This is a genomic window from Paenibacillus dauci, from assembly GCF_000971985.1.
GTDB lineage: Bacteria > Bacillota > Bacilli > Paenibacillales > Paenibacillaceae > Saccharibacillus > Saccharibacillus dauci.
In genome coordinates, this window is sequence record NZ_LAQQ01000001.1 from 185,227 (window position 1) to 200,166 (window position 14,940).

The 14,940-nt window shown below is 47.0% G+C and carries 10 protein-coding genes; 7 read left to right on the forward strand and 3 right to left on the reverse strand.

The genetic code is table 11. The features are described 5' to 3' along the window. Positions 1-69 precede the first annotated feature (69 nt). Positions 70-1,302: a S8 family peptidase gene (locus tag WH46_RS08290; protein ID WP_052714161.1), complete on the reverse strand. Its 1,233-nt coding sequence runs from the start codon at positions 1,300-1,302 to the stop codon at positions 70-72. A gap of 80 nt (positions 1,303-1,382) precedes the next feature. After that, positions 1,383-2,288 carry a hypothetical protein gene (locus WH46_RS08295; protein WP_046226371.1) on the reverse strand — a complete coding sequence of 302 codons (906 nt, stop codon included), beginning with the start codon at positions 2,286-2,288 and terminating at the stop codon, positions 1,383-1,385. A 289-nt stretch (positions 2,289-2,577) separates the two neighbouring features. Here WH46_RS08295 and WH46_RS08300 point away from each other — a divergent pair, with 289 nt between their 5' ends. From WH46_RS08300 to WH46_RS08325, 6 genes are all read left to right on the forward strand, one after another. Further along, entirely contained in the window at positions 2,578-3,063 is a 486-nt protein-coding gene (locus WH46_RS08300; protein ID WP_046226372.1) for a DUF4188 domain-containing protein, read from the forward strand. Positions 3,064-3,157: 94 nt separating this feature from the next. Continuing rightward, complete coding sequence (gene nirB / locus WH46_RS08305) at positions 3,158-5,599, forward strand: nitrite reductase large subunit NirB (RefSeq protein WP_046226373.1); 2,442 nt, start codon at positions 3,158-3,160, stop codon at positions 5,597-5,599. Positions 5,600-5,613: 14 nt separating this feature from the next. After that, complete coding sequence (locus WH46_RS08310; RefSeq protein WP_046226374.1) at positions 5,614-5,979, forward strand: nitrite reductase (NAD(P)H) small subunit; 366 nt, start codon at positions 5,614-5,616, stop codon at positions 5,977-5,979. Next, positions 5,972-6,817, forward strand: a complete 846-nt coding sequence (locus WH46_RS08315) for a uroporphyrinogen-III synthase (RefSeq protein WP_046226375.1) — start codon at positions 5,972-5,974, stop codon at positions 6,815-6,817. The genes WH46_RS08310 and WH46_RS08315 overlap by 8 nt, the downstream gene beginning before the upstream one ends. A 407-nt stretch (positions 6,818-7,224) precedes the next feature. Further along, complete coding sequence (locus WH46_RS08320; RefSeq protein ID WP_197088263.1) at positions 7,225-8,901, forward strand: methyl-accepting chemotaxis protein; 1,677 nt, start codon at positions 7,225-7,227, stop codon at positions 8,899-8,901. Continuing rightward, entirely contained in the window at positions 8,898-10,136 is a 1,239-nt protein-coding gene (locus WH46_RS08325) for an extracellular solute-binding protein (protein ID WP_046226377.1), read from the forward strand. The genes WH46_RS08320 and WH46_RS08325 overlap by 4 nt, the downstream gene beginning before the upstream one ends. 307 nt (positions 10,137-10,443) lie before the next feature. Here the strand turns inward: WH46_RS08325 and WH46_RS08330 are convergent, their stop codons facing one another. Beyond that, on the reverse strand, positions 10,444-11,394 hold the full coding sequence (locus tag WH46_RS08330; RefSeq protein ID WP_231584312.1) for a glycoside hydrolase family 43 protein: 951 nt from the start codon (positions 11,392-11,394) through the stop codon (positions 10,444-10,446). Between the two features lie 307 nt (positions 11,395-11,701). Here WH46_RS08330 and WH46_RS24490 point away from each other — a divergent pair, with 307 nt between their 5' ends. Continuing rightward, on the forward strand, positions 11,702-14,803 hold the full coding sequence (locus tag WH46_RS24490) for a rhamnogalacturonan lyase family protein (protein WP_046226378.1): 3,102 nt from the start codon (positions 11,702-11,704) through the stop codon (positions 14,801-14,803). Positions 14,804-14,940 lie beyond the last annotated feature (137 nt).

The following is a 14,940-nucleotide window of genomic DNA, read 5'->3' on the forward strand; positions in this document are numbered from 1 at the left end:
ACAGACCCTATTCCATCAAGCGAATAGGGTCTGTTTTTGAATTGAACTTTTTTGTTATTGTATTTGGTTTTATTTGCCAAGCGGAGAAGAAGGACCAAATAAATGCTGATAGGAAATCAGACCATATCCATATAGATTGTCCTTGCCTGGTGCACCGAGATCCACAGCATTGGAGCTAATTGCCTGCCGAATCTGTTCATTGGTACTGTTCGGATAGGCTTCTTTTAGCACTGCAGCCAGTCCGGTAACAAAAGGAGCAGAGACGGAGGTTCCATCACGCAGCTCGTATTTCCCATTGTTGGCTGTACTAATAATAGACACGCCCGGTGCGGCCACATCGGCTTCACTGCCGGAAGCGGAGAAATCAGCTCGTTCCAGTTGGCTATCCACGGTGATGATTCCCATTACTTCAGGTGAACGTGCAGGATATTCGACCGTATCGGCAGCTGCATCTGCAGTACCATGATTGCCGGCAGATGCGATCATCAGGATTCCTTTGCTATGAGCGGATTGCAGCATCTGTTCGACAGCAGGAGAAGCTTCCGGAAATGAAATGGACATATTGATAATATCTACATTCTGCTGAATCGCCCAGTTCAATCCTTCAGCCAGATCTTCTGTGGTGCCACTTCCCTGCTTGTCGAGGATTTTTACAGCGTACAGCTTGGCATCCGGCGCTTGACCGATTAGTCCTTTACCGTTGTTCAGCGCTCCGATGACTCCGGCGACAAATGTGCCATGACCATTATCATCCACATACTCGGAGGTATAATCGACTGTAGAGACACCGCCCGCTATTTTTAGATCGGAGTGGGGAGAGATGCCGGTATCCAGAATCGCTACTTTTATATTTTTGCCGGTATACTGATTCTGGAATCCAATCTCGGCGTCCACCGTCTGATATCCCCATGAAGCTTGTTCCCCTTTGGTCACACTTATCGACTGAACGGAATTGCTCTGAATAACATTCCTATATTTGAGGCTTGGTTCAATATGGGAGATTCCCTGCTGACGGGATAGTTCCTTTTTCTGGGTCGGTGTCAGGGTAACCGCTACCATGTTCAGGTAATCAAGAGCGATCATGTGTGAATGACTGTCATTACTGGAAAATCTGGAGAGAGTCTGTTTGCCATCTTCACTGCTATAGCTAACCAGATAACGACCTGTCTCATTGTGGGGAGAAGGAAGCAATCCTGCAAATGGCTGTGCAGAGTGACCGATAACGGTATATGCAATCGGAATAGCAGTTAGGGCGGATAACAACATCATTTTTTTGAATACAGTATGAATAGTCAGTGTCATGGGATCATAACTCTCCTTGTCAAAGCCTGTCTGACGATCCGGCAAACAGGCTGTTCCAGCATTAATGAAGTCCTTCTCAATCAGGCACCCGGCAACACAACAGTATAGATGGCATTTTGTTTGGCTTCAAATTTCATTCCATGTGGATATTTATCGTCATAATTAGTAAGTTCTGCGGACAGGTATTCGTTTTGCCCATTTGTATAAGAGGCATGAATCTGCAGCCGGGGCAGATCTTGTTTGTCGATATCCAGATTCTCTACCGGCAGATTCAACCAGATACCATCTTGCGGAAAATCATTGATAAATTCCATTGGTGTGCCTTGAGCTCCCTCTGGCTTGGCAGCTCCATGATCCGTATGCAGGTGTATTTTTAAATCACCAATCAGTGTGGCTACCGTATCGGGCGGTAGCATGAGCTGACCATACAGTGCATAGATGAATACCCCTTGATGGGATACAGAGAATAGTTCTGCTGCACGCTGTCTGAAGGTAAAATAGAGATCGCCTACCTGCTTTTTTTCGGCAGGGGCAGGAGGCATGCCGAATATGCCGATGGATCCTCCATCTTTGCGCAGCATATCTGCAGTAAGCGCAGCCTCTTTCGGTCCAATAGTGAGTTTGTCTTCCAGCCAGGAGGAATCGCTCACTTCTCTTTCGACTGCTACGCGAACCGGAAGTTTACCTCCAGGTTCATTGCTGATCATATTGCCTGCAACATAATTGACATTAGCTGGTTCTTCAGCTTCCGGCAGCTCGGAAATAAGAGTAGGAGGATCGGTTGGAATCTGGATAATATTACTGTCGTCTCCAGATAAATAAGCAGATTCTTCTCCTTTTGAGTAGATGCTTGTCCCACCAGGAGCAGAGATCATGTCTGCCGGAACCAGAAAACAAATGGTGATTAATGCTGCTGCGCTGGTAATCTGAACAACCGGTTTGCGTGCGAGCTGCGTTACTTTTTTCAGGATGCGACTTGCTCTCATCGATACTATCCCCTCGTTCCCCTATTCGTATGATGCATAAGCATTGTTGGTAGGCGCTGGCTGCATATCGCTGCAGCTGCCATATGGATTCCCGGTACGTAAATCATGCTGCCTTATGACTAAATATTCCTTTTATTGGAATCTAATATAATATTTAACGGAATTGATACAGAGGAATGTTATACTTTGCTAGAAAAGTTACTTGGTAAATTTGTAACTTGTGTGGATGAAGGGAGGATGGTAGATCAATATAAGAATATAGTGAAGCCAAAACAGGGAGGCAAGTGATATGGGTTCTGTTATAAAAGGTCGCCAAATGGCTGAAATTGAAGGTCCATTTGTCGTGTTTATTATTGGCGTACGGATTAACAAATGGATGGCTGTACATCGCTGGCTGTCGGTTATGCGCTCTATGGGACCCATGCTGAGCGAATTATATGCAAATAAAAGTCTGGGCTTTCTGGATGCATCCTATTTTATCTCTGGAAGGGGATTATCGATTGTGCAATACTGGCGTTCCTATGAACAATTGGAACATTATGCACGTGGAGGAGCGAACCATCTAAAAGCCTGGCAGGATTTTAATCGTAAAGCAAGCGTGGGCGAAGCAGTGGGTATCTATCATGAGACTTATACAGTGGAAGCTGGTGCCTATGAATCCATCTATGTTAATATGCCGCCATTCGGACTTGGCAAAGCTGGTCAACTGAAGCCCGTTACTTCAGGCCGCGAGACCTCAAGAGAGCGTATGCGGCCAGATGATGGAGATCGCTGAGATGCAGAGGTTATGTATTCTTTTGATTTTACAGTAAATTGGAAGGTTAATAATGGTTGAACCGAACTCATTGTCACAACAAGGAGGCCGACACATGACAAACCTGGATGGGAAGAAAAGGCTGGTAATTGTCGGAAATGGAATGGCGGGTATCAATACCGTGGAACACATCCTTAAATTATCTCCAAATACGTATCAGATTACGGTATTTGGAAGCGAACCGTATCCAAACTACAATCGGATTCAACTGTCGTATGTACTGGAAAAAAGTAAATCGATTGAGGAAATTATTCTGAATGATCGCGACTGGTACGATGCTCATGGTATTGAGCTGTACACAGGAACACATGTCACTGCAATCGATACAGAACAAAAAACAGTAGAAGCCAGTAATGGGATGGTCGTACCCTACGATCGTCTGGTGATTGCTACAGGCTCGCGTCCATTTATGCTACCGGTACCGGGCGTAGATAAGCAGGGGATTGTGGGATTCCGCGATATTGCAGATTGTGAGCAAATGCTCCATGCCGCAGATTTATATCGTAAAGCTGCTGTCATTGGAGGAGGGCTGCTTGGTCTGGAAGCAGCCAAAGGACTGCTCAAGCTGGGAATGGAGGTAACGGTTGTTCATTTATTCCGTGAACTCATGGAGCGTCAGCTCGATCCGGTAGCTTCGCATATGCTGCAGGCAGAGCTGGAGAGTCAGGGGCTTCAATTTGCTACAGGTAAACAAACTGCCGAATTCCTCGGAGATGAACGTGTTAGCGGAATACGATTTGCAGATGGAACCGAACTGGAAGCCGAATTCGTCGTAATGGCAGCAGGGATCAAGCCTAATACCGAACTGGCTCAGTCCGCTGGACTCGCAGTTAACCGTGGAATTCTGGTAGATGATTATATGCGTACTTCGGCACCTGATGTATACGCAGTAGGGGAATGTAATGAGCACCGCGGCATTTCCTATGGATTGGTAGCTCCGCTATTTGAACAAGGTGCCGTTTTGGCCAAGCATCTGTGTGATATTGAGACACCGCCATATGAAGGATCTGTTGTATCGACCCAGCTGAAGATCTCGGGTGTTGATGTATTCTCAGCGGGTGAATTTATGGACACTGAGGATCTGGCAGTTGTACGAATGCATGATGACTGGCGGCGAATTTACAAAAAAGTACTTATGCGTGGAGGCCGTATTATCGGCGGTATCCTCGTAGGTGATGGACGCGAAGCTTCGCGGCTACAGCAGTGGATTCGTACCGGTGCAATCATGACCGAAGCAATTCATACTGCTATTGTGGGACAGGGAGCACCCGATACAGAGAACACAGTAGCTGATCTGGCAGACGAAGAGATTGTATGCGGTTGCAATGGAGTCAGCAAAAAGCGCATCGTCGATGCGATTACGGAAAATGGACTCACGACAGTAGAAGAGATCAAGTCGACTACCAGCGCCTGCCGCTCCTGTGGAGGCTGCCGTCCTGTCATTGAGCAGATCTTGCAGTATGTGCTCGGTGATCAATATGATTCTGCTGCTGCCAAAAAAGAAACCATCTGCTCTTGTACATCACTCAGCCGTGACGAGGTTGTGCGCGAGATCAAGGAAAAAGGGCTGATCACTTCGCAGGAGGTCCGTTATGCGCTTGAATGGAACAATAAGGAAGGCTGTTCCAAATGCCGTCCGGCGCTCAATTACTATCTGGGCATGATCTGGCCTGCCGAGCATGTGGATGAGCGCGATTCCCGTTTTGTGAATGAACGTATGCATGCCAATATTCAGAAGGACGGAACATTCGGTGTTGTTCCCCGCATGTATGGCGGTGTCACGACACCTGAAGATCTGCGCCTGATTGCGGATATTGCTGTTAAATATAATGTGAAAATGGTCAAGGTGACCGGTGGACAGCGGCTTGACCTGCTCGGAATCAAAAAAGAAGACCTGCCTAATATCTGGAAAGATCTAGGGATGCCTTCGGGATATGCTTATGCTAAAGCACTACGTACCGTGAAGACCTGTGTAGGCTCGCAGTTCTGCCGGTTTGGTACCAAGGATTCCATTACGATGGGTGTACTGATCGAGAAGCGATTCGAGCGTCTGGATATGCCTGCCAAGTTCAAGATGGCAGTGAATGGCTGTCCACGTAACTGTGCCGAATCATCTACCAAAGATATCGGGATTGTCGGCAACGAAGGAGCCTGGGAGCTCTATGTTGGCGGGAATGGAGGAATCAAGGCACGGCTAGCAGAGCTGCTCTGCAAAGTAAAAACAGATGAAGAGCTGCTGGAGATCATAGCTGCCTTTATCCAGCATTACCGGGAAACCGGTAAATACCTGGAACGTACCTCGGATTGGATCGAGAGAGTCGGTCTGCAGAGCATTATGGATACTGTTGTTAACGATCTGGACAACCGCCATGCTCTGGTAGAGCGAATTGAACTGGCACTAAGCCAGGTACAGGAACCATGGAATGAAATTCTGGATAATCAGAATCTGCGCGAGAAGATGTTTGATGATGTGCGGATTTCGACGACCCAATCGTAAGGAGGTATATATCAATGTCTTCATCTGCAGCAGATCCCAATTATACGTATTATGAGGTTGGAAGCACTCATGACTTTCTGGAACGAGTGGGCAGACGGGTGATTATTGATGAACAGGAGATTGCTCTGTTCAAAACATCCGATGGCGAACTATATGCTCTCGAAAATAAAAGCCCGGGTCCCAAAGGCGGGACACTGGTTGAAGGGATGGTCTCAGAGCATATTTTGTTCGATCCCATCTGTGACTGGCGCATCCGGATGGAGGATGGACAGGTGCTCGATCCGGATACCGGTCAGGTCAAAACCTACCCGGTGCTGCTAACCGGAGAACAGGTGCATATTGGCATTCCAAAAAATGGAGGCGAATCAGGCAATGGCTAAAGAACTCGAAGGCAAAACGATCGTTATTACCGGCTCCAAAATTCCGGAGGATATGGCAGAAGTGATTGAGCGCAGAGGAGGAACCGCACTGGTGCGGTCTTTACAGGGATTAATGCCTGCCGATCCTGCCGAAATCGACAAGGATGTTCGGCAGCTGACCGAGCAGGATGCCGACTGGATTATTTTCACCACAGGTATCGGTTATGAGGCGATTTACAAGTCGGCAGAGCGGCAGGGAATTGTTCCACTGCTTGAAGAGCGTCTGCAAAAAGCCAAAGTAGCATGCCGTGGTTATCGTACCAATGCCTACCTCAAAAAATCCGGTGTTCATCCCGTGGTCAGTGCAGATGACGGGACGATCGCCAATATGGTCGACAAGCTGAGTGCTTTTGACTTTAAAGGCTGTCAGGTATGGCTGCAGCTACACGGAGAGCTTACGTCCCAGCTGCATGACTTTATCAGCAGCGAGCCGGAGATGAATGTACAGGCGGTGCTTCCTTATCGTTACCAGGCACCGGACAGAGATACACTGGCACAGCTAATGGATGAACTACTCCAGCATCAGGTTGATGCGGTTAGTTTTACCACACAGGTACAGGTCAAGTATCTGTTCGACTATGCAAGAGAGCAGGGGCAGGAAGAAGATCTTCGGAATACATTTAACCATCAAGTGCTGGCAGCAGCTGTAGGCAAAGTTACTGCAGATGCGCTGCGTGATGAAAATATAACGCGCATCGTCGTACCGGAATTGGAACGAATGGGAGCAATGATTGTAGAAATTGCCCGCTTTTTCGAAGAAGGGTCTGCTCAAGAAGAATCCAGTCCACCAACTCTCTAGATACGGATAAGCTGGCAGTGATGCAATAATTAAGGGTTATTAGCAGAATTCAATCTAACGAATACCCTCTGTTAACGAGCAGAGGGTATTCGTTATGAGGAGAAAGAATAAAACGATGTATTATAGTATAGTTGTTCTGTTTTGTAATATAAATGTATAAATAATGTTAGATATATCGCTGTTATCTGCACTTCGATAGATCGATATGTTAGTTAAACTGCTATACAATGATCTATTACTTTAAAATATTAATTAAGTGGTATAAATAATATATGACAGAGGATGTATTTTCTCTTCATTTTATGTAGATATATGTCGATAGAATACATAGTCTTACTAAATGAGTAGCTTAAATCAACAGAAGCGGGGGAAGTTCTTTGTCTTTTTCAATGCGTTGGAAGTTATATTTGAGTTTTGCTTCTATTATTTTGCTTCTACTGGTGACGGTGGTCGTATCCAATACGATGACCCAGCGGATCACCCAATTAACCAGTCATATCATGCTGGCGCAAGAGCGTCTGGAAAATGCCCAGATGCTTAATTTGTTTGCGCGCATGGCTAATGACGATGGTGCCCATTATCTGCTGGCGCCTGATCATCTCAAGGATAATTTTAAAAGTCGTTATCAGGCAGATGCCGAATCGGTGCAAAAAATGGTTCAACATATGAAAGTGCTTACCCAGGGAGAAGCTTCTGACAATATTCAGCAGTTCGAATCCCACTGGAACACGTATCAGAAAAATGCCGAAGACATTATGAGCCTAAGAGAAGCAGGTAACCTGACGCTCGCACAGGAACGATTTACCCGGCGTTCATTTGATCCGGTTGCCTTTTCCTTATTATCCTTTGTCAAAGAAGAAGAAGCCAAAGTTCAGCAGTACAAGGCACAGATCGCGGATACGAGCCAGACCAGTCTGCTTGTAAATATTGTGATGGCTGCAGCTGCCACTCTGCTGTCGCTGGCTATTGCCTTTTTGCTGTCTAACTATCTGATCCGTCGTATTCGTCTGCTCAAGACATCGGCGATCACTGTCGCACAGGGCGATTTGTCCGTCGAAGAGCTTCATTTCAAAGGAAAAGACGAGCTGACCGATCTGGCAGAGGCATTCAATACGATGACCCAATCGCTGCGCTCGGTTATCAGCAGTGCAGGAGATGTGTCGATGCAGGTAGCGGCATCATCTGCACAGCTGCAATCGAGCGCGGAACAGACGAGCACAGCAACGGAACATATCGCGGTCATTATGCAGGACATTACAGCAGGTACCGAGAAACAGGCCAATCATATTGATAATGATATGCAGGTCATCAATCAGCTGTCCCATAATGTGCAGCAGATCTCAGCCAATAATCAGACCGTACTGAGTACAGTGCATACGACATCTACAACGGCAGCTCAGGGCAAGCTGGATCTGGTCAATGCGATTCAGCAGGTACGTGTAATTGATGAAAGCAATACCAAGCTCGACCGGATCGTGTCTGGACTGAACGATCAGGCTAATCAGATTGGGCAGGCGATCCAACTCATCATGCAGATCACCAAGCAAACGGAACTGCTGGCACTAAATGCAAGTATCGAAGCAGCACGTGCAGGCGAACAGGGCAAAGGATTCGCCGTGGTTGCAGGGGAAGTACGCAAGCTCGCCGAGCAGTCCAAAGATTCCGCGAATCAGATTGCTTCCCTGATTACCGGGATTCAGCATGAAGCTGGCATTGCCAAGGAAGAAATGACTCATGGTACGCTAGAAGTGCAAAAAGGAATTCAGCTGATCGAAGTAGCCGGCAATTCCTTTGAAGGCATTCTGCAGCTGATCCAGCAGGTAGAGCAGGATATAGAGGGAGTTACTCACTCTACCGCTTATATCAAGGAAGATACAGAGAAGATGGTCATTACAATGGATCAGATATCGGGAATCGCCAGAGAAAATGCATCAAGTACTCACAGTATTGCTGCTTCGACCGAAGAGCAACTGGCTTCAATGGAAGAGATCTCCGCCTCATCGGCAGCTCTTGCCAGTCTGGCAGAAGAGTTAAGCGATCTGATCGGCAAATTCAAACTGGCGAAAGAGGAAAACGGACAATGAGAACAAAATTGATTTTGCTTATAAGTGCTGTACTGATGACTTTTACACTCGCTTCCTGTTCCAGCGCCAAGACTGAGGATGTCGCATTAACCTTCTGGACGACTACGGACAAAGGGGCGCAGACCGAGTTTCTGCAAAAACGGGTCGATGCGTTTCAGGCAGAGCATCCGCATATCAAGGTCACTCTGGCATCTGTTGACTTTGGAGCAGCTTCCAATCAGTTTAAATCTGCGCTGCTGAGTAATGAGCAAGTTGATGTATTTCGCGCAGACAACAGCTGGATACCGGAATTTGCGGATCTGGACCTGCTATACCCACTTGATCAGCTGGCCACTGCCAAAGACAAAAGTGGTTATGTAGAGTCAGCACTCAAGTCGGATGAATATCAGGGTAGCCTGTATGGATTGCCTTCTGTACTGGAAGCGCCTGCTCTGCTGTACAATAAGCGAATTTTGAAGGAAGCAGGGTATTCTGCTCCGCCAGCGACGATGGATGAATTGCTGCAGATCGCCCGGAAAGTCTCGAATGGCGATCGTTACGGCATTTATCTGAACAATGACTCTTATTATGCACTGCCTTATCTATGGGCATTCGGTGGAGGAACGATCAGTGATGATCGCAAGATCGAAGTGACCTCGGCTGATTCCATGAAAGCATTCTCATTTATGTACCAATTAAAAGAGCAAGGCGTAACACAGAAATACCCGGATTTCAATGATTCCTATATCCGAATGATGAAAGACTTTACTGAAGGCAAATCGGCTATGATTATCAATGGTCCATGGGCGATTCTGGAACTTCTGAACGGCAAGGAGTTCAAGGATGCCGATAATCTGGGGATTACGCAGATTCCGGCAGGACCCAAAGGACAGGGATCTCCTATAGGTGGACATAGCTTTGTCGTCTCCAAGTATAGCGAGCACCCCAAAGAAGCCTATGAGCTTATCAAGTATCTGACTAGTCAGGATACCCAGCTCCAGCAGTCACAGACACTGAGAACACTACCTACGCAGAAGAGTGTCTATGATGATCAGACGCTGGCCAATGATCCGATTATCCAGGGCTTCAAAGCACAGGTCGATGTTGCCAAAGCAAGACCGCTGATTCCGGAAGGCTCGCAGATGTTTAACGACTTCACCCCTAACCTTACTGATATTCTGCTCGGCAAGGAAGCCGTTGCAGCCGGTGTGCACAAGATCGAGGAAGCATGGAAATTAATGCTGAATATTGAATAGTAAGCACTCATGAGGAATGGCTCCTGAAGTGGGCTATTCATAATATTCACCTATTTAGCCCAAAATTGTATAACCGTTCTAAAACAGACCAAAAGCCGTGAAATTGCTCACGGCTTTTTTTGTCTATCGACTGATTCAATTCGGGCAGACATCAACATTGTACATTTGCAATAATCGGCTACGTATTTATATGTTTAACAGCTGCATTTCGTATTCAACTGTCGGCACGTACTTCCCAACCTTGTGTAGACACACGATGCCCGCTATATGATTGTATTCGCTATAGATGCATACGGTGTAATGTACTTTACTCTGCCACAGTTTGTGAAGCAGCGCCATAAGCTGCCAGCAGACGTTCACTTTCGGCTACCGTGATCGGTATAACGCTACCATGACGCTTTTGGGTTTGTCCCATATCGAATTCTGTATCGGACAGTACACGAAAGTCTCCGCTGGACAGATCCGAAGTGATTAGAGGCAGATATCCTTTATGTTCTGCAAACCGGTCCACAATCAGACACCATTCCTGGCGGTCATTTAATTTGAAAATTTGCGGCCCTTCGACGCCTTCCAATGCTTCAAGTACGGGAGCATCTACAGGTACAAAAGAATCCCGATCCAGCGAATTACTTTGCTCTACCAGGATATTCTTGGTAGTCTCGTTTTTGGAGTAACGGTAATAGATTCCCTCATGAGCGATGATCGTGGTATCGATAATATGATTGTCCCGCTCGATATATAATTCCGACGAAGTGAAGGTGCGGAAATCATGTGTATGCGCACTATAGATTTTCTGTTTACGCTCATTCATTCCGGGATCCAATGTAGCCGAAGCCCAGAAGACAAGAAAATCACCGGCAACTTCATCGTAAATGACTTCCGGCGCCCATACGCAGCCAGCATCAGATGTACCGACCGTTACCGTCCATGGATCAGACCAGCTGACCAGATCGTCCGATTCCCAGATAACGATATTCTGGCTGCCTTCGTTAACTGCTGCCGACCAGCCTTTGCCGCTGGCAATCCGCAGATCGGTAGCGATAATATAGAATTTGCCACTATCCACTGCACGAATCAGAAAAGGATCGCGGACTCCTTTTTCACCAATTGTAGAGTGCAGAACAGGCAATCCACGATTCAGATCATGCCAATGAAGTCCATCCTGACTGAGTGAAAAGTAAATCTGTTCTCCATCCGGCTGCTCCCCAATAAAATGTACCATTAGATAATGGGTATATGTATTCTGATGTACCGACAAATCTATCGCCTCCTGTTGATGATCGGATATATGCTACACTGCATATCTCTTATGCTATTTTGTGGCTCCGGATTTTTACATATGAAAATAGCGAAGTGCTGCACGTCAGACAAATGATAATTCCGAATAAACATGGATATGTACAAATTAGCTGTTTTCTTGTAAATAGGAAACTGCTAGACTTTATATGGATTCAGGTAACGTACTGACCAGAGTAATCGACAGGAGGTGTTTTGAAAGCGCTTCAATATTATTGGGCAATATCGTGTTGAATGGAATAGATCAGATACAAGGAGGGATTTCATTTATGCATTTTTATAAAAGCAAAACTGTAACAAAGCAGATAGTGTCCAAAGTGCTTATGATTATTATGATTCTGTCGCTTGTCGTTCCTGCTGTTCCGGCTTCTGTAAAGGCAGAGAATACAGTACTGGTGAATGAAGACTTTAGCAGCTATCCGGCAGGACCTTTCACTATAGGCAGTGGCAACGCCTGGGGCAAAGAAGGCAGTGCACCTGTGGTTCAGATCGCCAGAGAGACGGTAACTGGAATGACCTATGCCGAAATCAAAAATACATCTTCCGGTTCTTCCTATATCGGTCAGCGCTTTGCTGCACAAACGGGCGGGCTTATCGCCGAGTTTGATATTCGCGTACCGGGTAATAACGGCGGTTCCCTGTACATGATGGATGGCAAGATTAATGCGACCAGTGCTGCCGCCGTGAATACCGGTATGGGCGCAGGCAGTATTCAGGGTACGCAATCGTCTAATCGGATTGCTTATGATCCTTCAACCTGGTATCGCTTGCAATATGTAATTAATATTCCTGCACAGACATATACAACGACCATTACCGATCTATCTACAGGTAGCATCGTTGCTGAGTGGCAGGATTCATTCCGTAACAAAGTGGCACGGATCAGCAGCTTTGGGTTGTATCTGGGACGAGATGGAGGAACCATTCAGCTCGCAAATGCACACGTTACCAATTTGGATCTGAATCTAAGCAGCCTGCAGGTGAAGTCACAAGATTTTACGCCTGCTTTCACTCCGGCATTTGACCCATCTGTCCTTAATTACCAGATGGAAGTGCCTTATTCCGTGAATACTCTCGATATTACACCTACAGCAAGTGATGCTGATAAAGTGCAGCTGAGTGTTGGAAAGACTACTGCTTCCAGCGGTACTTCCGCATCAGTTATTCTGGATGGAGCAACGACCAGCATTCCGGTTCGAGTGACTTCCGATACATATTCGGATATCTCCCGTACCTACACACTGAATGTGACCCGATTGGAGAAATATCCGGATCTTCAGTATGTCGTATCCGAACCGCATAACGGCAAAGTGAAGATCGGATGGGAGGAGACGATTGATCCTACCTATACCGAAGCCCATATTTATCAGGTACAGAAAAACCAAAAGCTCAAGCTGGTCAATACCGTCGCGCGTGGAACGTATATCTCTACCATCGATAAACTGAAAAACAACACAACTTATACATTTGTTGTCAAAGCCGCTTTTGAAGATGGCAGCGAATCTACCGGAGTAACGATCCAGGAGACTCCTGTCAAACTGCCACCTCGTCAGATGGAATATCTGGATCGCGGATTGGTAGCTATTCCTCAATCCGGCGGAGTCTATGTAAGCTGGCGCCTGCTTGGTACCGATCCGGACTCTATCGGATTTGACCTGTACCGGGATGGCAAAAAAGTAAATTCTGGTCCAATACGCAGTACAACAAACTTTATGGATAAGGGTGGCAGCAGCCAGTCTACGTATTATGTACAAGCCGTAGGCGGTAAAGTAGGACCCAAGCAGTCCGAAACGGCCAAAGTATGGAATGCCGATCATCTGAGTATTCCTTTGCGCAAACCGGCAGACGGCAAGACGGTTACCGGTGAAGTCTATTCCTACAGCGCCAATGATGCCACTACTGCTGATCTGGATGGAGACGGACAATACGAGATCATTCTTAAATGGGCACCATCCAATGCCAAGGATAATTCCCAGAGTGGTCATACCGGCAGTACACTCGTCGATGCCTACAAGCTTGATGGCAGTTTCCTATGGCGGGTCACACTGGGACCGAATATTCGCTCCGGTGCACATTACCTGGATGTCATGGCATATGATCTGGATGGTGATGGCAAAGCCGAAGTAGCTTTCCGTACAGCCGATGGAACTGTCGACGGACAGGGCAAAGTTATTGGTAATGCCAGTGCCCGTTATGCCAATGACGGCGGTTATATTCTGACTGGTCCCGAATATTTCTCGATTTTTGAAGGAACAACAGGCCGTGAACTTATTACAGAGAATTATGAACCGGCACGCGGAGATGTCAATTCGTGGGGAGATGGCTACGGTAACCGGGTCGACCGCTTCCTGGCTGCGATCGCTTATCTGGATGGCGAACGACCAAGTCTGGTTATGCAGCGTGGTTACTATACTCGTATGGTACTGGTTGCTTATGACTGGAGAGACGGCAAGCTGACCAAGCGCTGGACTTTTGATTCCAGCACACCGGGCAATGAGAAATATGCCGGACAAGGGAACCACCAACTGTCTGTGGCCGACGTGGATAACGATGGCAAAGACGAGATTATCACAGGAGCTGCGGCTATCGATCATAATGGATCAGGGCTGTGGGTCAGCGGACTTGGACATGGTGATGCCATGCATGTCAGCGATCTGAATCCTCAGCGTCTGGGCCTGGAAGAATGGGCGGTTCAGGAGCATACGGATGCCCCTTATTCCGCTGATCTCAAAGACGCCCGAACCGGCCGTGTGCTCTGGGGACAGGCACAGCTGGGTGTTGATGTTGGGCGTGGACTGAGTGCGGATATCGATCCAAGACATCCGGGAGCTGAGATGTGGGCTATTGATGGAGAGTGGAACAGTGCAACAGGCGGTCTTTTTACAGCAGCAGGAGAGAAGATTTCCAGCAGCATTCCTTCTTCCAACTTTGCCATCTGGTGGGACGGGGATCTGAGTCGTGAACTGCTGGATCATACGTTCAGTACAGAACCTGTCCGGCAAGGTGTACCCAAGATTGATAAGTGGGATTACGCCAATCAGCGCTTGCGTAATCTGATTACATTCACTGGCAACCTGTCCAATAATGACACCAAGGGCAATCCGGCTCTGCAGGCAGATATACTGGGTGATTGGCGTGAGGAATTGGTGCTTCGCAATACGGACAGCACCGAACTGCGTATCTATTCCACCACCGAGCAGACCAATTATCGATTGGTAACGCTGATGCATGATGCGGTCTACCGGCTGGGTATTGCGTGGCAAAATACCGGCTACAATCAACCGCCGCATACCAGCTATTATCTGGGAACCGGTATGGAGCAGCCTGAGCAGCCGAATATTCGTGTGATTCAACCGGATCGCAAGTCATAAGCAGATCATCATATCAATTAATACTCATCAGCACAAAAAAGTCGTATCTGAGCAGTTGATCAGGTACGACTTTTTTTGTGTGAACGATATATTTGAGCAAGACACAGGATCAAACGAATCGTGTAAGTGAACCAGAG

Excerpts from the sequence above, each read along its gene's own strand:
- WH46_RS24490 (WP_046226378.1), top strand. The coding sequence starts at position 11,702 with ATGCATTTTTATAAAAGCAAAACTGTAACAAAGCAGATAGTGTCCAAA.
- WH46_RS08290 (WP_052714161.1), bottom strand. The coding sequence starts at position 1,302 with ATGACACTGACTATTCATACTGTATTCAAAAAAATGATGTTGTTATCC.
- WH46_RS08315 (WP_046226375.1), top strand. The coding sequence starts at position 5,972 with ATGGCTAAAGAACTCGAAGGCAAAACGATCGTTATTACCGGCTCCAAA.
- WH46_RS08325 (WP_046226377.1), top strand. The coding sequence starts at position 8,898 with ATGAGAACAAAATTGATTTTGCTTATAAGTGCTGTACTGATGACTTTT.
- WH46_RS08310 (WP_046226374.1), top strand. The coding sequence starts at position 5,614 with ATGTCTTCATCTGCAGCAGATCCCAATTATACGTATTATGAGGTTGGA.
- nirB (WP_046226373.1), top strand. The coding sequence starts at position 3,158 with ATGACAAACCTGGATGGGAAGAAAAGGCTGGTAATTGTCGGAAATGGA.
- WH46_RS08300 (WP_046226372.1), top strand. The coding sequence starts at position 2,578 with ATGGGTTCTGTTATAAAAGGTCGCCAAATGGCTGAAATTGAAGGTCCA.
- WH46_RS08295 (WP_046226371.1), bottom strand. The coding sequence starts at position 2,288 with ATGAGAGCAAGTCGCATCCTGAAAAAAGTAACGCAGCTCGCACGCAAA.